This is a genomic window from Nodosilinea nodulosa PCC 7104, from assembly GCF_000309385.1.
Classification (GTDB): domain Bacteria; phylum Cyanobacteriota; class Cyanobacteriia; order Phormidesmidales; family Phormidesmidaceae; genus Nodosilinea; species Nodosilinea nodulosa.
The window spans coordinates 5,863,099-5,885,441 of sequence record NZ_JH976537.1; the positions used below are offsets into that span (position 1 = coordinate 5,863,099).

Here is a 22,343-nt window from a genome sequence, read left to right on the forward strand (position 1 = left end):
AGACAAAATTCAAAACTATCGAGACCTCAATGGGTTAGACCTAAACGAAGCGATCGAATGGCCGCCTGGGTACGATCTTTTGCGCAGAGCTTCTTCAAAATATTGCAGACGTGACTTTTGACTGTGCCCGTGCTGATGTATAGCGTCTGGGCGACTTCCCCATTGCTGCACCCATCCACAATCAGCTGCAATATATCTAGCTCGCGCTCAGTCAACGGCTCAGCCATAAAAACTTGCCTGTATTCAGGCTCGATCGCCCGAATTGCTATTATTTCCGCAGGGCTGCTGCCCTTAGATTGATCCAGATAGCCGTATCGAAGAAGCTCGGCGACCTCCTGGGTGACGGTGATGAAAGCACGATTGATGGGGCAATTCATCAAAGAATCCGATTGATTTGATCCTTTGCTATATCCCAAATTGTCGTCGCTCAGTGACATTGTAGATGGCATAGGAATGTTCTCTGTAGGTACTGATTGCTGCGGTAAAACCATACCTGGACTGCGACTCCGCTTGTTTGGCGATCGGCACAAATTATGGTCTGCTTGGCCAGACTGCCAAGGATACCTTGACTTTTCAGCAATATAAATGGATTGCTTCCGTGGGGGTTGAGTCATCTGTGCCGCCTCAATATTCTGATGAATGTTCTGATGCCCTAGTAGGCTATGGGCTGGAATTGGCAATGGCTGCCATCAGTTGTAAAATGTTCCAGCGATCGCGATAGCGGATTCCATTAATAAATAAAGCGGGTTCAGTCACCACACCGCTCTGATGTCCACTGGCGATATCGTCATTAACCCGATCGGCGTAGGTTTGTTTCGAGATATCCTGTAAAAATCGTGAGATATCTAGCCCTAAGTCGTTGGCGTATTCCACCAGAAAACCATTCCCTAGCGACTGCTGATGAATAAACAGGCTCTCGTGCATTGGCCAAAATAATCCCTGAGCGGCAGCAGCCTCTGCTGCTTCGGCGGCGTGCTGAGCCTGGGGATGAATTTGAGTCTGGGGAAAATGGCGGAAAATGAAGCATAAATCAGGTGCTCCAAATGAGTTTCTAAGCTGGTACTGAACGGCTTTGATTAATCGATAAACCTTTGCACTTTGGGGAGATTCATAATCTCCATACATCACTAAAACTGCGGCAGCGCTCAGTGCGCCTTGCCTATGATCCTGTGCTGAAGGTGGAACGGCTAACGAACTGCGGTCACGGTCATCGCTCACTAATACCCCCGAGGTAAAGTGTGGCGATCGCAAGCGAGCATCTAAACCTGACTGTCTGACATATTTCCAACGTAGGTTGGGTAAAACGCAGTGGAACCCAACACGAGCCGATAACCTGATGTCTGTTGGGTTTTGCTGTCGCGCCACCCAACTTTCGGGATATCAATGCTTTCCAAAGTTGTGTCAGTCAACCAGCATCTAACTTCTCTTCTTGCGATCTTTATAAAGTAAGCTTGAAGCCTATAAATCAAATGTTGCATGACTTTTTTGGCATGACCTTACTATAGGTAACTGACTTAGGCTTGTCGTCACCTCAGAGTTGAGACTTTTGCCCCATAAAAGGATTGGGCAACGAATCAACCTGATAGGGGAAACTTAATTCCAACTTTAGTTGGAATCTAAAGCGTACTGTCGGGATAGCGCTCTGAAAGTTCGGCGGCGGTCTCGCCCGTAACGGGAGCAAAGACAGTGACGACCAGACGATTAGGCTCTGGGATGGGCGAGACGACACTTGCCAGAGAGTGCTGCAAGGGTACACAAGCCGGGTATGTTCCGTTCAGTTCAGCCCAGTCGACGTGAGTCTGTCACTTGATGCAGAGCCGATTTTGGTCAGAGGTAATCAGGATTAAACCATTGAGCTGTAGAACCCAGCAACAGGTGAATGCTTCAAGACGTTGAGAGCCGATCGCCTCTACGAAGGCATGGCTATTCAAGGCACAACCGGGCTAACGGCATCTCAAAGAGCCACGCTAAAAACGTTGGGGGCGATCGACCATTAGGACTGTAGCCGAATCAGCGTTTTTGTTCCGGCAGCATCACTAATTGAAAGGGCTACCATCTGGCCGGTTTCACTTTGCCCGGTCAAGACTTCAATGGGCGCATCGATGGTGTGCGCGTAGGTCACTTCGTCTTTGCCGACTTCAATCACCAGGTCATTGCCTTTGCCGGGGCGATCGTAGACGATCGCCATCAGCGGTGCATTTTGAATTAGCTCTTCATCACCGAGTTCTGGATCGATGATTTCAATCAAGATGTGCCGTCCCCGATTGCCGTTGGAAAATTGGTCAAAAAACTCGCCCCAGCGCTCCTGCGGCAGAGATTTGTTAATCTCAATCTTGTTGTTCATAATACGATTCCTTGTGAAAAAGCTTGGTGTAAAAACTCGACATTACAGCAGCGGAAAACCCAGCCGATTTGTATTCCTTTTATCTGCCCACGCCCGCCCCCTGCCCAGGCTGCGGCAACTCGCCGGAGATAATGTCCTACGACTCAAAAGCTGAAATATGCCAACTACTCCAGCTCCCCTACTCCCTCGCAATTGGCAATAGTCACCAACTTGTGCCGCAGTCTACTAGCCAGCCTCCCAAAACATTCATCCTTAAACGAACGTATTGTCGATATAGCACCAGCGCCAATCTTCGCCCGGCTCAAACGACTCGACAATGGCATGCTGAGTAGCGTGAAAATGCTGGGTCGCATGCTTGTTTTTAGAAGAATCGCAGCAGCCCACATGCCCACAGATCAGACAAAGGCGCAGGTGAACCCAGCGATCGCCCATGGCCAGACATGCTTCACAACCGCTAGCGCTCGGTGTTACTTGATGAATTTGGTTGAGATGGGTACAAAGTTGATTCATGGTTTTTCCACACAATGTGAATCCAGCCGATCGCAAGCCATCCGGTATCAATATCCAGCCCCCGTCAAACAATCGATCGCACGACCCCTCCATCAACCCGCAGGGCCGCCCCATTAGTTGCCGACGACAGCGGGCTGGCAACATAGGCCACCATAGCAGCGACTTCCTCGGGCGTGGCAAACCGCTTGATCAGCGATGAGGGGCGCGTTTTTTCAAAGAACTCTTGCTCTACCTGTTTGGGCGTAATCGACTGATCGGCGGCCAATCCTTGAATGAACTCTTCAACCCCTTCTGAGCGGGTGGGGCCGGGCAGCACCGAATTGACGGTGACATTGGTGCCCACTGTTGTTTCAGCTAATCCACGAGCGAGGGCGATCTGGGCCGTTTTGGTAACGCCATAGTGAATCATTTCGGCTGGAATATTCACCCCAGACTCACTGGAGATAAAAATAATTCTTCCCCAATTCTTTTGCAGCATCAGCGGTAGGTAATGCCGCGAAAGCCGCACGCCGCTCATGACGTTGACGTCGAGGAATTTCATCCACTCGTCATCGGAAATTTCGGCAAAGGCTTGAGCACCGTAGATGCCCAAATTGTTAACCAAAATATCGACTTCAGGAACCTGCTGAAACAAATTGGTAGCCCCGGCCTGGGTGCTGAGATCGGCGACAACGCTCTGAAGTTTGGCCTCGGGTGCCAATCGCTTAATCTGAGCGATCGCCCCATCTACTCGTTCAGCGGTGCGGCCATTGATGATGACAGTAGCGCCTTCCTGGGCCAGAGTGGTGGCGATCGCCAGGCCAATTCCTGCGGTCGAACCGCTGACCAGGGCAGTGCGGGCGGTGAGGTTGAGATCCATGGGCATTTTCTCGCTGGTATCCGGGTTTGTAGCGGTGGCGTATCTTGCGCTAATTCTAGGGGAATTGGCCGACGCGATCACCCCCCACCCGGCAGATCACATCTCTACGGAGTTCCTGCGGCTGGGCTATTTTCTCCCAAATCTGCCACACCTGCTATAAAGTTAATTTCAGCATTTGAGCGGTTTTGGCGAGTCAGATAAACAAAGCTATCAATCGACAGTTGTTGCAGCCACGGTTGAAACAGTCTTGCAAAAAGTTCTGTGTCAGCCAATCTCCGCAAACTCAATTTGAGTTGCCGTAAAAATTAATCCGCCCGTAGCCTACAAACTGACCCAAACCATTTTCTCCGGCTGGGTAGGCGGTGACACCAAACTGATACACACCGCCCCAACTTGGGTTGCGCTCAACGGCAATAGCGATGGTAACCGTGCTGCCGGGCTGCACCGGTTGCGCAAATACAACGGTTGCTTCACCGGGATTAGTCGGTTGTTCGCCACCCACGCTGGCAAGCGGAATTTCAGTTGCAGCGGCAACCCGATCGCCGAGAAAAGCCTGGCTGCTGCTGACATCAAATCTGACCGTCTCCAGGTTTTTCTCCTGGACAATGGTGACTGCTTGCAGCGGTTGTCCGGCATCCTCGGGCACCGTCAGCGTAAATTCATAGGTGGTAGGGGTAGCGCTGTCAATCTGAGAAGCTCTGGCCTGAACCAGCTGAGGCGGGTGGCTAAAGAAAGTTTGTCCCTCCAGATTTGTGGCCGAAAATGCTTTTAACTGAGCCACGCGAACTGGCCGAGACTGAAGGATTTGGAGACCTGCTTGGTTGGCAATCGCCGCATAGTTGTCAGCCGCGTGGGAAGCCGACTGTAGCCCAAGGGTGGCGGCGATCGCTAGGGTAATCTTGATAGTGAGTTTACGAAAAGTCACGGCTAATTTCTTGACCTCATGGAGTATTTACAAACTTCAGTATAGGCAAATAATTCCGGCCTGTCGTCCCCCCAAAGTTGACATTTTTGATCCATGAAAAGATCGATTGATTGGTCCATCTCAGAAGGGTAGGTTCGCTACAACTTTAGTTGCAATCCGTCTAGCAACATGGGCCTTAGCCACCTGACCACCTAACATATTGCTAATGTAGATTGGTGTTGAGCAAAGCGAAACCCAACACCAGCAACGTTACGCTAAAACTAATTCGACCTACGTACGATAGTAATGGATCTCAAGGCTTTTGTCAGTCCACTGGATGCCTGAGATATTGCCAATATAGACTAGGTGAAACGCAGTGTTACCCAACAATAGCCGATAATCTGAGGCCTGTTGGATTCTGCTGTCGCGCCACCCAACCTACAGCATATCAATGTTTTCCAAAGTTGTGTTAGATAACCAGCTCAGCTATTCCGTTTGCAGGTTGATATTCTAAATTCATCCTCCAATTTCAGCATATAAAGAATACTCTCTTCTATCCAAAATCGGGCATTGGCGAGAAGTTTCCCATGTTCCAATAGCGCTTGATTTCAACCACTAAAGACCTAATTTATATTCTGTTATTTACAGCCTTGAAAACAGCAGGTTTAAGCCTTCAGTCATAGTAGGATGGGTCAAAACGCTGTCTCGCAGAACGGTGTAGGGCATGTGAGCCTGCATCACCATTTGCACCGTTGAAATCACTTCACCCGCGTCATGGCAAAACAGGGAGCAGCCGAGAATGAGACCTGTCTTCGTATCCACGATCGCCTTCATCATGCCATCCGTTTGCCCCAGCGTTCTGGCTCTGGGAATGGCCGATGTTTCCAGCTTGGCCACGCGAATGGTATAGCCCTGTCGCCGCGCTTCAGTCTCGGTCAGGCCAACCTGCGCCAGTTCGGGATCGATGAACAGACAGGACGGTACCGGGCGATCGCTCGTTCTGCGGTGGCCGCCGTCGATTAAATTGGCTTTGATGATGCGGTAATCGTCCAGCGCCACATGGGTGTATTGCGGGCCGCCGTTGATGTCGCCCAGAGCCCAAACGTCGGGTGCGCTGGTCTCCAGGCGATCGTTGACGGGGATAAAGCCATTCTGATCCATTGCGATACCAGCGGCAGCTAAGTTTAGGGTGTCGGTGGTGGGGGCACGACCGACGGCCACCAGAATATGTGATCCCTGCAGGTTGATGGCTTGATCGGGCAGCTGAAGTTGAAGGCTAGTCACATTGCCAGTGCGCTCGACCTGGAGGACTTTGGCGTTTAACAAGAAATCAATGCCGTCTTTTTCTAAACGGGTTTGAACCGCGATCGCAACGTCAGGATCTTGCTTCGACAAAATCTGCTCACTTTGCCCCACAACAGTCACGCGAGACCCAAAGCGGCGAAACATCTGGGCAAACTCCAGCCCAATGTAGCCGCTGCCCAGCACAATCAGGTGCTCAGGTAACTGTTCCATCTCCATGATCGACTCGCTGGTTAAAAACCCGGCATCTTTCAGCCCCAGCACCGATGGAATCAGCGGTCGCGTCCCCGTGTTGATGAAGATCCGCTCGGCGGTCAGGTGCCGAATAGTGCCCTCCGCCGTTGCCACCTCGATGGTTTTAGGAGCCACAAACCGCCCTGTGCCAATGATCAGTTCGTGACCCAGAGCCGTTTCCAGATTGTGCAAATTGATCGCCCGCAGCGCCTGCACCACCGAGCGCTTGCGCTCAATTACGGCAGCTAAATCGACGATGGGGGTATCCGCCTTGATGCCATAGGCCGCGCTGTGGCGCACGGTGTGGGCAACCTCTGCACTCGCCACCATTGTTTTGGTGGGAATGCAGGCGACGTTGATACATCCGCCCCCAATCATGCTTAAACTGCGTTCTACTAGAGCAACTTTGCGGCCACTTGCAACCAGTGCGGGTGCCAATGTTTTACCCGCTTTGCCGCCGCCAACAATAATGTCATCGTAGTATTCAACGTCCACGGCTATCTCCTTTGGGTATGATAATCAAACGATAGTGTTGTCAACTTACTTGCGATCGCAAAAGCTGGAAAAGCCCGATATAGCTGTTTTGGTTTATTACCTGAGCAAAAAGTCTAAATAAATAACCATCCAACCCTGATTGACTGACAAAAGTTCTGATATAGGTTGGTGTTGAGCGAAACGTTCGCGTTAGCAATGTGTCAGGCAGCCAGAGAGGGCAGCGTTCCGGGTGGCCCCAGAAATTCGTCGCCAATCTCGGCAGAAATTTGCTCAAACAACACCATGTCTGCTGATTCCGTCTCATCTGCGGTCCCGGTTGCGGCAATCAGCCGAGCAAAACTGCTGGGAGCAGAAACGACCAATGCCCGCGCGGGTTGATCGCTGAGCACGCCAACGACGTGGGGAATACCAGGAGAAATCAGAAAACTTTCCCCAGATGTGAGCACCACCTTTTTCTCACCCGCCCACACCGTGAGTTCCCCGTCCAGCACGTAGAGTTGTTCGGAATAGCGCGTGTGGCGGTGGAGGGGCGTCATTGTCCCCGGAGGGTTGTAGCCCTCGATTAAGTCGTACTGCCCATCGGTTGTCGTGTGATCGGCAATGATAGTCAGACGATTGCCAAACAGCCAGAAAGATTGTGTCATCAAATTACCTCGATGAATCCTTGATCTGGAACAGCGAAAACTGGCTGTGAACCCCAGCAGAACTGCTGCACAGCACAAGAGCGCTTAGAGAAGTGCCTGATGAATCAATGGCGCAGTCACCGCAATGTTTTTCATCAGCTCATCTGAAAGTGAGAACCGCTGCTGTAGGTAAAGGGGATCGTTGTAGCTCAGCCATACGTCACCGTCTACCGCTTCCCAGGCCAGCACTTTCAGGGGTAATTCGAGGGCGATCGCCGGTTCTGCAATCATCAATGGCGTTCCTGCCTGGGGGTTACCAAATAGCAACAGCTGCGTTGGGCGCAAGCTTAACCCAACTTTTTCGGCTTCTACTTTTTGATCAATGCGGGCAAAAATGGTAATCCCTTTTGCCTGTAGAACGGCAACCAGGCGATCGATGGTTTCACTCACTGAATACGGACTGGGTTGATGGATAATGCCATTCGTTGCAGTCATAGCAATCGAGTTACGTCTTAGATAAATGGCTCGGAGCAATACCTTAATTACGACAGCGCTTCGACAACGTCGTCCGTAGACCAAACAGCATTCGCAAGATAGCCAAAATTGATCAACGCAGCCTTATAGCCATCGCCCAGTTCTGGATGGTGCGGAGCAGCCGTTGCATCCTTGACGACAAGCACTTCAAAGCCTTGTTCAAGTAAATCCCGGAGATGAGCTTCAATGCAAAGATTGGCAAGCATACCCAGCAGAATAACTTTGCCAATGTTGCGCTTTCGCAGCTGCAAAACTAAGTCGTTATTCTGTGGCCCATAGACCTTATGGGGATTGACCACCACTGTTTTGCCGTCTTCAATGAAGGGCTTATAGCGTTCGAGCCAGTCGGCCCCTGACCCTACAAATCCATCGAGGCTGAGAGGGCCGGTGCGAGCAAATTCCTTGACCCCAAGCATCATCTGCTCCAGATTGCCGAGAAATTTCCAGCCGTAGTCGGTGGGGTAGTAGTAGTGGGGAGAGATAAAAACCTCAAAGTCATTTTGCTTTGCGGCTTTAAAGATGCGCTCAATGTTCTCGACGGTTTTGTTGGCTTTGACGCTAGCGCCGACCAAATCCCAAGAAACCCCGGTTTCACTCAGGACATCGTTTTGTGGATCGATTACGACAACTGCGGTGTCATTGTTGTTGATATTCATCCTTTTTTTCCTTTTTAGGGAGCGATCGCTGCGTGTTCGATGATCTCGGCGACCGCATCTGGATGAGAAACCATCACGACATGGGATGAACCGTTTACGGCGACTGTTTCCCTTGAGTTAGCACGCTCCGCCATGAAAGCATGTACCGCTGCCGGAATGTTTAAGTCGCGATCGCCATAAATGAACCAGGACGGGGTAGATTTCCATGCAGACGCACCAGAGGCTTCGTTCAGTGCAGCTTCTGTAATCGGACGCTGGGTACTCGCCATCAACTCTGCGTCGCTAGCGGGCACATCCGCTGCAAACTGGGCGTGAAACTTGTCCTGCTGAATATACAAGTCCTTACCACCATCGGGCAATACAACGGGTGGTGCGAGGGTTGGCGCAAGGGTGCTGCCGGGATAACGTTCTGAGAGTTCAGTGGCACTCTCGCCCACGTCCGGAGCAAATGCACCAACGTAGACCAATGCCTTCACGTTACTGTTGTCATGAACGGCATTGGTAATCACTGAACCTGCGTAGGAGTGCCCAACTAACACGATAGGACCTTCGATATCCTGGAGAACGCTAGCCACATAGTCCGCGTCGCTCTGAACACCGCGTAAAGGGTTGGCGACTGCAACCGTCGAATATCCTTTCGGAATCAATTGCGACAATACACCGTTCCAACTGGATGACTCAGCAAATGCACCGTGAACCAGAACGATGGTAGGCTTGCTATCCTGCGCGCTTGCAGGATTCATAGTGGTTCCTAACGACGTGATGATGGTAGTGCCTAAAAAGAGTGTGACAATCAAAAGCATGCGAATGCTGTTTCTGAGCGTGAGCCTGTTCATGGTGTGATTTCCTTTGAGGTTGTTTGGTTGTTGGATGGGCAAAAACCTGGAACATAAACCCTAGCCACGTCCAGACTTGTAGTTTTTTTGTGGAGAAAACTATAGATTTTGAACTGGACGCGGTTTAACTACTCGATTTCAAAGCACGTTAGATCTGCGCCATACCGCCATCGACAAACAGCTCAATGCCGTTGACAAAGCTGCTGTCGTCTGACGCGAGAAAAACAACGGCTTTGGCGATTTCATCCGGTGTGCCGACTCGCCCTAGCGGAATGCCGATGGCCTGGCTGTCCACAAATTCCTGCATCTGCTGCTCATTCAATCCGAGCAAGTCGTAGCCCGGCGTCGGCACCACGCCAGGGCTGATGGCATTCACCCGGATTTTGCGCCCTTTGAGGTCGAGAGTCCAGTTGCGGGCGAACGATCGCACCGCCGCTTTGGTCGCGCTGTAAACACTGAAGGCTGGTGTTCCTTTGATCGATGCCGTCGAGGCATTCAAAACAATCGAACTTCCCTCTGGCAACAGAGGCAGGGCTTTCTGCACAGTGAACAACAGACCTTTGACATTGGTGTCAAACGTTTTGTCGAAGTGCTCTTCGGTGATTGAGCCGAGCGGGGCGATCGCGCCTCCTCCTGCATTGGCAAAGACCACATCGAGGTGCCCCTTCTCTTGCTGAATTGTGGCAAACAGGCGATCGAGGTCGGCCAAATTGGAGACATCGCTTTGCACACCCCTGATGTTCTCACCGATCGCCTTCACCGCCGCATCGAGCTCAGCTTGACGACGACCTGTGATGAAAACGTAAGCCCCTTCAGCAACAAATTGCTTGGCGGTAGCCAGACCGATGCCGCTATTGCCGCCGGTAACCAGAGCCACTTTTCCTTGTAGTTTGTTCATGATGGTTAAGATTGCAAACAAGATTTGCAGTGAATGTGAGCTATAAATCAATCACGATTTTGCTAACCGCTGTGCCTTGCTCTGCCGCTTCGTGGGCAGCCAGAGCTGTATCTAATGTGAACCGACGCGGATCGACCACCGGACGCAGCAGATTCGCTTCTACCAACTGGGTCGCTTGACGCAAAATCTCCCCATGGTGCGCGCGACCGATACCCGTCAAGAGCGGCAGCAGGACAAACACGCCAGAATACGTGGCCCCCTTTCGAGAGAGGGGCATCAGGGAATGGGTTCCCCAGCCGTAGCTGCTGACGACGTGACCGTAGCGACAGACGGCCTGAAATGCATCGTCCAACGTGGCGCTACCCACGGTGTCGTAGACCACATCAAACCCCTGTCCCTCTGTAAACCGCTGCACAATCTGCTCGATCGAGGTGGTGCGATAGTCGATGGGCACAGCACCCAGTTGTTGCACCAAGTCATGCTTTGCCGCCGACGCGGTTGCAAAAACCGTGGCACCCCGCGCCTTTGCAATTTGCACCGCAACATGGCCGACCCCGCCTGCACCACCCAGCACCAGAACGGTTTGCCCCTGACGCACGTTGGCCCGGTCCACCAGCCCTTCCCACGCGGTTAAAAACACGAGCGGTAGGGCAGCCGCTTCCCGCAAGGTCAGGTTAACTGGCGCTTTTGCGAGCAGATCGGCATCGACCGCCGCAAATTCAGCGAGAGAGCCTTGCAGCCCACCCACTCCACCGGTCAGCCCGTAGACCTTATCGCCAGCCTGAAACGCGGTGACATTTCGTCCCACGGATTCAACAATGCCAGCCAAATCAGTCCCCAGCACGGCGGGGAGAACGGGCTTCGCGTGGGGCGCTTTGCCGGTGCGGATTTTGCTGTCGAGCGGGTTAACGCCACTGGCCTTAATGCGGACTAAGACTTGGTTGGTATCGGGCTCTGGTCGCAAGATCTCGCCCTGGCGAAACAACGCCGTTTGAAAATCATCGACAATCAACGCGCGCATTGTTGATGATGCTTTCATCATTCAACTCCATAGTTGTAGGGAACTCAGCCGACACCTGACAACAGCAGAGGTAGGTTGGGTGAAACGCAGTGGAACCCACACCAGAGGTGGTTTTGTTGGGTTTTGCTGCCGCGCCACCCAGCCTCCGAGTAATATCTCAATAGTTTCTATTGCAGATATTTCTTCAGTTCGGCTGCCGCTTGGACGAAGAGCGATCGCACCGCCGGAACCTCGGCCAACCCATTTAACAACCCAAAGTCATGAATCATGCCGTTGTAGCGCACCGTTGTCACGGTCACTCCAGCTTCATCCAGTTTGCGTCCATAGGCTTCGCCTCCATCTCGCAAAATGTCGCTCTCGGCCACTTGAATGAGTGCCGGGGGCAATCCTTTCAGTTGCTCAACCGTCGCCTGGAGCGGTGAGGCATAGATATCTTTGCGCTTTTCAGGGTCAGCAATGTACATGTCATACATCCACTTCATCAGCGGTGTGGTCAAAAAGCGCTTATCACCAAATTGCCTATAAGACTCTGTTTCAAAACTGGAGTCTACGATGGGCCACATCATGATTTGCAGCTTAATGTGCGGACCGCCCCTGTCTTTTGCCATCAGCGATGTCACTGCCGTCATGTTGCCGCCGACGCTGTTGCCGACTACAGCTAGATTGCTGCCGTCCACACCAATTTCCTCGCCATGCTCAGCCACCCATTTCGTCGCCGCATAGATTTCATTGATCGCCTGGGGAAACTGAGCATCGGGCGTGCGCGTATAGTTGACAAAGACTCCGGAAAATCCGCTGAGCACAACCAGATCGCGCACCATACGCTTGTGGGTGGGATAATCGCCCAGCACCCAGCCGCCACCGTGAATGAAGATGAACACAGGCAAAATTCCTTGAACGCCCTCAGGCCGAACGATGTTGAGCGTTATTGAATATTCATCAGCGGTAATTGTTTTTTCAGACTCGTCAATGCCTGACAAATCAACATCAGCAGAAGCCTGAGCATCCACCAATACTTGACGCGCTTCGAGGGGAGGGAGGGTTTCTAGAGGTACACCACCTGAATTCAATACTTTCAAGAATGCCTTGACTTCTCTGGAAAGACGTGGATCGTCTGCGACTTCTAAAATAGTTTCTGATTGAGCTTTTACTTGAGCAATCATGACGTTCTCCTTTGGTTGATAAATGGTGAAAATCTGTGAAGTAACACGGTCAAGTCAACGCTTAGTTTTAGGGAGCACGGACTAACATATTGTTGTTCTCATATAGGTCGTTATTGTCTAATTTCTATGCCAAACCATTTAGTGGCGATCGCTGCCTAATTCCTTTTGATGCAACGATTGCAACTGCAATTTTGCCGTCTAGCTTACGTATGATAATCAGCCTTAGATTGTCCAATGTGAGAGGATAATTGCGTGGTTTTCTAGATAATTGATTGAGTTCGAGCAACTTACACATGGGCTAATGCCGGAAAGAGTTTGCCCCGCAGCACGAGTCGTACTGTCCCCAGCGCAATGCTGCCAATCACGATATTTGCACCAATAAAAAGGAGCACTGCCAAACCTTCTATTGTTCCGGTCATGCCGCGTTCAACAAAGCGCAAGGGTGCCAACGCCAAGGCCGCAACGCCCAGTGTAAAAGCCCAATAGGATGCTTCAAACGGTTGTTGGCCCAACCACGGCAGCAGTCGCAATAGTATCAATGCCTGCATTAGGCCATACCCAAAGAGGATTTGGGCAAAGATGTCGGGCTGACCGCTCGTGAGGCTTAAGTAGGCAACACAGCCGACGGCAGGCGGTGCTAGTTGAATACCCAGCGTTGGACGCAGGGGTTTGGGCAGCGCTTCCAGCAGATATAAGCGCTGCATGATGATAGACTCCAGCGCAAACCACGAAAACAGCCCCATCCCAAAAAACAACGCGCCCCATTCTCGATAGCCGAACGCGCTGGCCGCGATCGAACCGACAAACCCACCAGCAACAGCTGTCAGATATAGCACTGGCGTAGTAGATTCTGGCGTGCGTCCGCCCATCCAAAATTGCCCAGACCGATAGACGCCAAAGCTCAATTGACCGATCGCGCCAACTCTAAAGAGTGCAACTGCGATCCCATGGCTATAGGGGGCAATGGCCAACGACACCAGCAATGTAGACACAGGCACCAATCCGATAAAGCAACACAAAACAGGATGTTTGAATTCAGCCAGCGCTTCCGTTCGTGCCCACAGCCACTTGCTGAGATAAAGAAGTAATAACGTAAACCACACCACAACGGCAAGCAGCATGATCGCCTCACCAATCCAGGTAGGCAAATGCCAGATCTTACTCGCCACCCGCCAGCAGTTTCCTAACCCAATTAACCCTAGAATCATGCCAAAAAAGGAAGCAGAAACATTGATGCGATTGGTTTTCAGAGGAGTGAATTTTAGCCGTGGTTTTCTGATGGACATATTCACTAAGCAGGGAGAGGTTGCAGTCGTGATGCGAAAAACTGGGTGATATAATCGGCGATCGCATCCCCATCTTCTTCGAGGGCGAAGTGGCCAGTATCGAGCAAATGAAACTCAACATCCTTCAAATCACGCTGGTAGGGATAGGCTCCCTCAGCGGGAAAGATGAAGTCGTTTTTGCCCCATACGATTAGAGCAGGCGGTTGATAGGTGCGAAAATACTCCTGCCATTGGGGATAGAGCGGCGGGTTGGTGCCGTAGCTATACAGCAGCTGTAGCTGAATCTCACCGTTGCCAGGGCGATCGAGGAAATGTTGATCTATCGTCCAGGTATCGGGGCTGATCGCCTCAGGACTCCGAACGCCGTTGGTGTATTGCCACTTGGTAGCTTCTAGCGTCACCAGGTAAGCCAGCTTACTTTCATTTTCGGGCGATCGTGCTTGCCAATAGGCTTTAATTGGTTCCCAAAATTCGCGCAGTCCTTCGTCGTAGGCATTGCCATTTTGGATGATCAGCCCTTGCACCCGCTCAGGATGGTTTGCTGCAATGCGATAGCCAATAGGTGCACCGTAATCCATCACATAGAGGCTATATTTTTTTAAATCTAGAGCAACAATAAACTTCTCCATGATTTCGGCCAGGTGATCAAACGAGTAATCAAACTCATTTACGCTTGGCATGGAGCTGTGACCATAGCCTGGATAATCGGGGGCAACCAGATGAAACCTATCGGCCAGTGCAGGAATTAAATTGCGGAACATGTGGGAAGAGGTCGGAAAGCCATGTAGCAGTAGAATGGTCGGGCGATCGCGAGAACCGGCTTCGCGGTAGAAAATATCCAATCCATCGATCTCGATCGTGTGAAATGCAGTCATGGGACCATTCCTTATTAGTTAATAAAAACTTATTTCTTGCCCTGACGCAGTATTTGCTCCTGAAAATAATCGCGCCAGCTTGCAGGTAAAGCTTCCAGCTGAGTTGCGCGGCGCAGTAGCTCTGGATTGGTCTGCTCGCGCACATATAGCCGAGTAATGTCGGCAACCGTGATGTTGTTTGAATCCCGGCTGGTTTGCTCGATCGCATCTCCGGCCTCAACTTCGCCCTCTTGCAATACCCGAAAGTAAAATCCGGTGCGGCGGCTATCCAGAAATCGCTTTACCATATCTGGCCTCCCAAATCGAATGCCTAGCTTGTAGCAGGGCATCCGGGGCTGGGTGACAATCAGGTTTACGGCGCCAATTTGAAAGCGATCGCCAATGTTGACATCCTCTTCTTGCAGCCCCGTCACTGTGAAATTTTCGCCAAATATACCGGGGGTTAGCTCGGTATCGGGCAGCTCACTGCGCCAGTAGTCGTAATGCTCAAACGGGTAGACATAGATCGCCTTATCCGCCCCGCCGTGAACAGTGAGATCGGCCTGACCGTCGCCGTCCAAATTCAGCGATCGCACCATTACCCTTGCACTGATAGGATCTTTAAAAATCCCGGTTTTAATTGTTTTTCCTTTCCAGATGACGTCGCGAGGAAGCCCAACATTGACAGAAGTAAGCCTGATCATAGCTATCAGTCCTCTCAGAATTCTCTTGATGCAAACTGCCCAAGCAAATTTTGATCGCCATCAAATTGCATCGATATAGCTGTAGTCAGTCTGATTAAGACATGTCTTCCATAAATGTTCAAACATTAGTAGGGTTTCTAGATGTCCTGACCAACGTGACTATGGCTATAAGTAATGCAGGAAAAACGCCATACCACTTTTCCCAGATAAAACTACCAAACGCTGCAATGGGTAAAACGCTTATGCCCCCACGGCTATGCTGGCTGGTAGCTGAATTTGAGAGAATTGCTATTGCTCGACTGGGTTTAATATAGAGAACTGATGCTCGCCTGTCGCCCACTCAGGGTTGACACTTTTGCCCCGTAACGCGATTGATCAAATCGTCCATCTCACACCGGATAGGGGACTCCAACCTGAGTTGGAATCTGCCCTCAACCTCAGCTGCGGCTATAGGCTGACAATGCCGCGTTTAACCGCCACAATCACCGCCTGGGTGCGATCGTTTACGCCCAGTTTGCTTAAAATGCGGTTAACGTGAGACTTAACGGTGCTTTCACCAATGCACAAAGCGGTGCCAATTTCCAGGTTAGTCATCCCCTGCGCCATAGAGCGCAGCACCTCTAGCTCTCGCTCACTCAGCTCTGGATTGCTCATCCGCTGCACCAGCTTCGCTCCCACCTCTGGCGGCACGTACTTCTGACCGCTATAAATGGTGCGAATCGCATTGAGCAGCTCGTCGGGCTTGGCATCCTTGAGCAGGTAGCCCTGGGCACCGGCCTGCAAGCCGCGATAGATGTCCTCATCGCTGTCGTAGGTGGTTAGCACAATCACTCGCGCCTGCTTAAACTCAGTGCAGATCGCGGCGATCGCCTCTACCCCGGTCACCTGCGGCATGCGCAGATCCATCAGCGTCACATCGGGCTGGTGCTCTCGAAAGAGGGCGATCGCCTGCTGTCCGTCTTCGGCCTGGGCCACCACCGTCATCTCTGGCACCCGGTTGATGATTGTCGCCAACCCCTGCCGGACGATGGAATGATCATCAACAATCAGAATGCGAATCGGACTGGATGGGTCTATCATGATGCTCGCTCTTGGGAAAACACAACAACAATTTCGGTGCCCTGCCCCGGCTGACTCTGAATCGTCAGCTGTGCGCCCATCTGCTCGGCCCGTTCACTCATGCCCAGCAGGCCAAAGCCCCCTTCCGCTGGCAGGTTATCCATCCTGAAACCACAGCCGTCGTCTTGAATGTGCAAGCGACATTGGCCATCTTCGTACCATAATTCAATCCGAATTTCATGGGCACTGGCGTATTTGACCGCATTGGTCAGGGCTTCCTGCCCTATCCGCAGCAGGTGATTTTCGACCTCCGTGGGGAGGGGATAGGCTGTGCCGTAAACGTCATAGATTAAGGCGGTGTCGGCGGCCGCTCTCATTTGAGTCACTAACCGATGCAGGGCGCTGCTTAAATCGCCCTCCTCCAAAAGCTGGGGGCGCAAAGCGGACACCGATCGCCGCGCCTCAGCCAGCCCGGTGCGGGCCAGTTCCTCCATAATCTCCAGGTGGGTCTGGGTCGCCTGGAGATCGTCGGTGAGCACCTGCGTGGCGGCGGTGATCTGGAGCAAAATGCCGGTGAAGGATTGGGCCAGCGTATCGTGGATTTCCCGCGCCATGCGGTTGCGCTCCTCCAGAATTGAGGCGGCTTCAGCTTTGTTGCGTTCCCGCAGGGCCGCCTCTCGCTGTTCGCTAACGTCGAGAATCACCCCCAACATGCGCACGGGCTGACCCGCTGCGTTATAAACGCCTCGACCCCTGGCCACCACCCAGTGGATATCGCCATTGGGGTAAACCACTCGATATTCAGCTTCATAATCGTTGCGGGTGGCCAACGTGGATGCAATCGTTTGCTCAACCCGGTCGATATCGTCTGGATGAACGCGATCGCGCCACGCCTGATAGCCACTTTCAACCTCACCGGGCACCAATCCTATCAATCGAATGTGGTTATCGTCCCACTCGACTGTACCCTCCACAATGTCCCAATTCCAGCTGCCGATGTGGGTGAAGTCCATGGTCAGCCTGCGCTGCGCTTCGCTTTGGCGCAGGGCGTTTTCAATGTGCTGGCGCTCTTCAATCTCCTGCGAAAGCAGCAGTGTTCGCTCGGCAACCTGCTGTTCTAGCGTTTGGTTATAGTCAGCCAGGAGTTTCTCTGCCCGTCTGCGCTCGGTGATGTCTTGAAAGGCGGCGATCGCATATACGACATTCCCCTGTTCATCAAAGACGGGCGTCCCCCAGGCCTCAGCGGGAATAATTGCGTCGTTCTGGTGAATATCTGCATCATCAGTCCTGGTGCGTTCGCCCTTTAGCGCCCGAATAATGGGCAGTCTCTCGGATGGATAGATTTGATCCGTTCCCGTCACATAGAGCTGATAAACCTCCGAAAGTTGCTCCGGTGTCGCGGCAGGATCAACCCCTTTACCCAACAGCTCAATTCCCTGCTGATTGACATAGTAAGGGCGACCCGTCGCATCTAGGATGGCAATTCCCACCGGCATCGCTTCTAAAAATTGAGCCATTTGACTTTCGCTAGCGCGCAGCCTTGAGTAAAGTTTGGCATTTTCAATGGCGATCGCCGCCTGAGTGGAGAGTAGATTCAAAACTTGGGAGCGATCGGGGGTGAATGCTCCCGCTATTAGATGATTTTCTAGATACAGTACTCCGACGAGCTTACTCTGATTCAGCAGCGGCAAGCAGAGCAAAGATTGGGTTTTGTTCTGCTGAATGTAGGGATCATTGGTAAAATTTCCTTCGCGAGTGGCATCATTCAAGATGACAGATTCATGCGTCCGGATCACATACTGAATAATGGATTCAGGTAAGCGATTTGCCATTGAAATCGATTGCAGTATTTGCGTCGTGCAAACGTTCTCACCGTCATTAAGTTCACAAGCCGCCTCGATTACCCATTCTCCTGAATTTTGCAGAAGTAAACATCCAGTTTGCGCCCCAGCATTCTCGATTAAAATTTGCATTAAGGAGTGGAGCAAGTGATCCAGCTCAATTTCGCTCGAAATTGCCTGGGCTGCTTTCATCACTGCGGTCAGATCAAAGGCAACCTGGGAGGTATTAGAGGTAGTTTTACCTGTGGTACGGTTTACGCTGTCAACCACACGCGAAGCTTGAGGGAAAAACTGTGGGTAGCGAGCTTCTAAATCTTTGACTTTTGCCATTGCTCCCCAGCATTCATAGCAGTAGTGCGCTTCTTTCATATAGGTCTGAGCGATTTTTCCACGACCTAGCGCAAGATAATGTCTGGCCGCTAATTCATAGGCCAACGCTTCCTCTTGCAGATACTCGTTATCCCTAGCACCCCGGATCGCTTTTTCATATAGTTCTTCTGCCTCAAAAAACTGATTTAAGATCCGTGCCTTCTCTGCTTCAATTAATTCGTATTTATGCTGAAAATTGGTTGGAGCGGAATGCGCCCATTTCTGCATCTTCTCTTGATTGCTGTTTATTTTGAGCAGCAGATGCCCTCGTTCTGAGAAAGGAACAGATTGATAGAATTGAATTTGGGCTAAAGAATCGTAGAAATAGAATACAGATGCTGAGAAAGTTCCTCCTACTCCATCCAAATAAAGTTCGGCTTGAGAAGCATACTCTAGTGCCTGTGATATCTCCTCGAATAAATAATTTAAAATAAGCTTATCTAAATACAGATAGTAAAGATGTGTTCTATCATTTGCTTTGAGGTGGATTTGCAAATAATGGCTTTCATCATAATTCTCACTAAGTAATCGACCTGGATTCTCAACTTGTTCTTGTAAATTAAAAACAACCTGCTGCAGTCTGCGAAAATGAATTAAAATGTTCTGCTGCTTGAACTGCGCTAAAACCTCGCTGTAGGTCCTGACTGCCAATACAACATTTGCTAATTCCAACCCAGCAAAATACGAATACAAACAGCTAAAGCCCGCAGCATACATGCTGAACTCTACATCTCCAGTTTCTAGCCCAGTTTCATAGGACTCCTGAAGTAAGGGTAAAGTTTGTCGAATATGAGCTTTACAATGTGTGAGATGCGCTCCAACCATCTCTAGAACCTTGGGCTTAAGTTTTTTACTATCTAATCGCTCAGTCAGATTTAGCGCCAATTTGCCAAATTTGTAACCTCGTTCAAAATCCTGCATTATTCCATTAAGAACGACACCGCCATAAGTAGCATAGGCAAAAGATGAGAAGGAAGTATTTCCATACTTAATAGATAAATTTATTTGCTCTAACACAATCAGCGGTAGCAGTGAGGGAGCTGCTTGAAAGGCAGCTCCAACGAGACTCGATAAGATTTGCATAGCAGCCAGCTTATCTGGCTCCGTCATTGACGGTAGCTCCAGCAAGTCTCTTGTGCTTGTGGCATCTAAATTATCTACTTCTTCCTTTAAATACCTTTGAAAGTCAACGTCTGTTTGCAACGTGGGTAAAGTGATGCCCAGCAGATCTAAAACTTCTAAGCCAATCTCAATTGCCTCTGTTTGTCTACTTTGTATCATGCAAATTTGAAGTTTCGTTTCGTAGACTTTTATCTTGTCTAGAACAGTGTTTGCATGCTCTAGAACAACGATTTCCAATTGTTCCATTTGGTGAAGTTCGCCACAAAGATATGCTGCTTCTGTCGCTTCTTCGTATAGCGCCAAGGTCAAAGCATACTGCAACTGCCACCTATCAGCAGTCAGTAATTTTATTCCTGTCGTTAAGTACTGTAGTGCAGCACTGTGAGCTGATGCTCTTTTAGCTTTCTGTCCTGCAATCAGATTCAGCCTAGCTATCTTATCTCGCTCCTGCTGATTCGTGACGAGATGACGACCTAGATTAAGGTGATCAATTACCTCAAATACGTTATGAGGTATAATTTCAGGCTCGCTACTTTGCAGTAAGAGATAGCCAATCTGCAGGTGAACAGCCTGCTGCTGCTCCTTTGCAATTAGGGTGTAAGCAGCCTGCTGTACGCGATCGTGCGAAAACTTGTAGCTCTGAACTAATAGATTTTCATCTAGCTCGGAGGTAGATAGAATCAACTCTGACTGAATCACGGTCGAGAGTTCTGCGTAAATTTCAACTGCTGGTTGCTCACAGATTGCCGAGAGGGTTGCCAAATTAAATTCAGCACCAATACAAGCCGCCAAACGCAGGACCTGTTGAGTTCGCTCCGGCAGCTGCTTCAGCTTACCAATCATTAACTCCACCACATTGTCGGTGATGTTTTTGGCTTTAATCTGAGCAATATCCCATTGCCAGCATTGCTGATGAATGTTGAAGACAACCAGATTTTCGGCATGCAGCGTTTTGATAAATTCACTGACAAAGTAGGGGTTGCCGTTTGTTTTACGCCATACCAACTCTGCTAAAGGTGCGATCGCCTCAGCAGAGGCATGTAGCGTATCTGCAATCAGTTGAGCCACTGCCCCCAGCTCCAGCGGAGCCAGGGTAATCTGATGAATGGCGACGCTTTCCTGTTTTAGTTTCTCCACCGCTGTAAGCAGCGGATATATTTGAGTAGCGTCATTATCTCGATAGGCTCCAATTAAAAGTAGAAACTGCACCGCGCGATCGCGCAAGATCAATTCAATCAACTTAAGGGTAGCCGAGTCTGCCCATTGCAAATCATCCAGAAAGATAACGAGGGGATGCCGATCGGAGCAGCAGGCCCGAATAAACTTTTGAAAGACAAGGTTAAACCGATTTTGGGCCTCAGTCGATCCAACTTCGGGTAAGGGTAGCTGCTGACCAATAATCAGCTCTACCTCTGGGATTACATCAATGATCAGCTGCCCGTTGTTGCCCAGGGCGTTTAGAAGCTGCGATCGCCACTGCTGCACCCGATCCTCAGGTTCGCTAAGCAGCTGCTGCACCAATTTTCGCAGGGCATCGACGATCGCGCTGTAGGGAATGTTGCGCTGAAACTGGTCAAACTTACCCGAGATAAAGTATCCGCGCTTTGCCGTAATCGGCTTGTAGAGTTCCTGCACCAGGGCCGATTTGCCGATTCCAGAATAGCCAGAGACCAACATCATTTCAGCAGGCACCGGACTATTGTCGCGCTCCGTTTCTCTATGTCTCTCTGTCTCTGTATCACTTCCCCCGGCGACCCTCTCAAAGGCCGCCAGCAACGCGGCAATTTCCGCCTCCCGTCCATACAGCTTTTGGGGAATGTGAAACTGATCTGAGACATCTTTCAGTCCCAGTTGGAAATCATTAATTTGACCGCCTGTTGCTAATTTTTCAGCGCACAGTTCCAAGTCTGCTTTGATACCCCAGGCGCTCTGATAGCGATCTTCGGCATTCTTTGCCATCAGTTTCAAAATGATAGCTGCAACAGCTTTAGGGATGGCTGCATTCAAGTCCTGGGGCGGTGTGGGCGGCTTGGCAATATGGCAGTGGACCAGTTCGAGAATGTCTGTGGTGGGAAACGGCAGCTGCCCGGTCAGCAGTTCGTAGAACGTCACGCCGAGCGAGTAAAAATCAGTGCGATAGTCGATCGTCCGATTCATCCGCCCGGTTTGCTCCGGCGACAGGTAGGCAAGGGTTCCTTCCAAACCGTGGGGACTTTTGAAGGTTGAGTTCGTGCGGTTAAAGCGGGTGGCAATGCCAAAGTCGATGATCTTGACCACGCCCGAAGCGGGGTTGAGAACGATATTGCCAGGATTAATATCTTTATGAATAATGCCAGCAGCGTGGATTTGGCCCAGGATATCGGTGAGGGCGATCGCTAGCCCCAAAAAATACGGCAGCGGCATCGGGCCAACGTTCGACGGCTGCCGCATCCAGTGCTCCAGAGACTCACCGCCAAAGTCTTCTAGAAGAATAACCAGCGTGCGCTGATAGGCTTGCTGGTCATAGGCTCTGATCACTCCTGGCAGATTCAGGGAGCGAGTAATGTCATACTCCTGTCGGTAGCGCGTGAGTTCCTGGGGCGAGGGATAGTCCTGCTTGAGCAGCTTGACGATAACCGCCAGTCCATCTTCTCTAGTACCGCGATATACCAGGGAATTAGAGCTTTCGTAAATTTTGGCCTGGATGGCAATACTTGGTAGAGTAACCATAGAATTCCTCTGAACAGGCA

The 22,343-nt window shown here is 50.9% G+C and carries 19 protein-coding genes and 1 pseudogene; all 20 read right to left on the bottom strand.

The window, feature by feature from the left end; translation table 11 throughout:
• Positions 1 to 26 precede the first annotated feature (26 nt).
• Positions 27 to 257: pseudogene (locus LEPTO7104_RS43800) on the bottom strand (helix-turn-helix domain-containing protein); the annotation flags it as partial.
• A gap of 403 nt (positions 258 to 660) precedes the next feature.
• Positions 661 to 1,218, bottom strand: a complete 558-nt coding sequence (locus LEPTO7104_RS0127255; RefSeq protein ID WP_026073132.1) for a DsbA family protein — start codon at positions 1,216 to 1,218, stop codon at positions 661 to 663.
• Between the two features lie 775 nt (positions 1,219 to 1,993).
• A complete protein-coding gene (locus tag LEPTO7104_RS0127260; protein WP_017301760.1) occupies positions 1,994 to 2,344 on the bottom strand; it encodes a DUF5335 family protein in 351 nt (116 codons plus the stop codon).
• A 252-nt stretch (positions 2,345 to 2,596) separates the two neighbouring features.
• Positions 2,597 to 2,854, bottom strand: coding sequence for a ubiquitin carboxyl-terminal hydrolase 14 (locus LEPTO7104_RS0127265; RefSeq protein ID WP_026073133.1), 258 nt, complete (start codon positions 2,852 to 2,854; stop codon positions 2,597 to 2,599).
• Between the two features lie 64 nt (positions 2,855 to 2,918).
• Positions 2,919 to 3,713, bottom strand: a complete 795-nt coding sequence (locus LEPTO7104_RS0127270; RefSeq protein WP_017301762.1) for an SDR family NAD(P)-dependent oxidoreductase — start codon at positions 3,711 to 3,713, stop codon at positions 2,919 to 2,921.
• Between the two features lie 104 nt (positions 3,714 to 3,817).
• Positions 3,818 to 3,985: a hypothetical protein gene (locus tag LEPTO7104_RS40500; protein WP_155523807.1), complete on the bottom strand. Its 168-nt coding sequence runs from the start codon at positions 3,983 to 3,985 to the stop codon at positions 3,818 to 3,820.
• 11 nt (positions 3,986 to 3,996) lie between these two features.
• Entirely contained in the window at positions 3,997 to 4,638 is a 642-nt protein-coding gene (locus tag LEPTO7104_RS0127280) for a DUF2808 domain-containing protein (RefSeq protein WP_017301764.1), read from the bottom strand.
• A 621-nt stretch (positions 4,639 to 5,259) separates the two neighbouring features.
• Positions 5,260 to 6,648 (bottom strand): mercuric reductase, encoded by a 1,389-nt coding sequence (locus tag LEPTO7104_RS0127285; protein ID WP_225887058.1) that lies wholly within the window; start codon positions 6,646 to 6,648, stop codon positions 5,260 to 5,262.
• A gap of 200 nt (positions 6,649 to 6,848) precedes the next feature.
• On the bottom strand, positions 6,849 to 7,292 hold the full coding sequence (locus LEPTO7104_RS0127290; protein WP_017301766.1) for a cupin domain-containing protein: 444 nt from the start codon (positions 7,290 to 7,292) through the stop codon (positions 6,849 to 6,851).
• 84 nt (positions 7,293 to 7,376) lie between these two features.
• Positions 7,377 to 7,766: a DUF302 domain-containing protein gene (locus tag LEPTO7104_RS0127295; RefSeq protein WP_040695687.1), complete on the bottom strand. Its 390-nt coding sequence runs from the start codon at positions 7,764 to 7,766 to the stop codon at positions 7,377 to 7,379.
• Between the two features lie 47 nt (positions 7,767 to 7,813).
• Positions 7,814 to 8,461: a cysteine hydrolase family protein gene (locus LEPTO7104_RS0127300; RefSeq protein ID WP_017301768.1), complete on the bottom strand. Its 648-nt coding sequence runs from the start codon at positions 8,459 to 8,461 to the stop codon at positions 7,814 to 7,816.
• A 14-nt stretch (positions 8,462 to 8,475) separates the two neighbouring features.
• The gene (locus LEPTO7104_RS0127305; protein ID WP_040695689.1) at positions 8,476 to 9,297 is read right to left on the bottom strand and encodes an alpha/beta fold hydrolase; all 822 of its coding nucleotides are present in this window, start codon (positions 9,295 to 9,297) and stop codon (positions 8,476 to 8,478) included.
• Positions 9,298 to 9,445: 148 nt separating this feature from the next.
• The gene (locus LEPTO7104_RS0127310; protein ID WP_017301770.1) at positions 9,446 to 10,195 is read right to left on the bottom strand and encodes a glucose 1-dehydrogenase; all 750 of its coding nucleotides are present in this window, start codon (positions 10,193 to 10,195) and stop codon (positions 9,446 to 9,448) included.
• 40 nt (positions 10,196 to 10,235) lie between these two features.
• Positions 10,236 to 11,234: a zinc-dependent alcohol dehydrogenase family protein gene (locus LEPTO7104_RS0127315; protein ID WP_071527333.1), complete on the bottom strand. Its 999-nt coding sequence runs from the start codon at positions 11,232 to 11,234 to the stop codon at positions 10,236 to 10,238.
• A 149-nt stretch (positions 11,235 to 11,383) separates the two neighbouring features.
• Positions 11,384 to 12,379: an alpha/beta hydrolase gene (locus LEPTO7104_RS0127320; protein ID WP_026073135.1), complete on the bottom strand. Its 996-nt coding sequence runs from the start codon at positions 12,377 to 12,379 to the stop codon at positions 11,384 to 11,386.
• Positions 12,380 to 12,666: 287 nt separating this feature from the next.
• Entirely contained in the window at positions 12,667 to 13,665 is a 999-nt protein-coding gene (tehA, locus tag LEPTO7104_RS0127325; protein WP_051158637.1) for a dicarboxylate transporter/tellurite-resistance protein TehA, read from the bottom strand.
• Positions 13,666 to 13,670: 5 nt separating this feature from the next.
• Entirely contained in the window at positions 13,671 to 14,540 is an 870-nt protein-coding gene (locus LEPTO7104_RS0127330) for an alpha/beta fold hydrolase (RefSeq protein ID WP_017301774.1), read from the bottom strand.
• Positions 14,541 to 14,569: 29 nt separating this feature from the next.
• Positions 14,570 to 15,220 (bottom strand): MOSC domain-containing protein, encoded by a 651-nt coding sequence (locus LEPTO7104_RS0127335; protein WP_026073137.1) that lies wholly within the window; start codon positions 15,218 to 15,220, stop codon positions 14,570 to 14,572.
• A 450-nt stretch (positions 15,221 to 15,670) separates the two neighbouring features.
• Complete coding sequence (locus LEPTO7104_RS0127340; protein ID WP_017301776.1) at positions 15,671 to 16,303, bottom strand: response regulator; 633 nt, start codon at positions 16,301 to 16,303, stop codon at positions 15,671 to 15,673.
• Positions 16,300 to 22,323, bottom strand: coding sequence for an AAA family ATPase (locus LEPTO7104_RS0127345; RefSeq protein ID WP_040697715.1), 6,024 nt, complete (start codon positions 22,321 to 22,323; stop codon positions 16,300 to 16,302). Before LEPTO7104_RS0127345 ends, LEPTO7104_RS0127340 begins: the two co-directional genes overlap by 4 nt.
• Between the last annotated feature and the right edge of the window lie 20 nt (positions 22,324 to 22,343).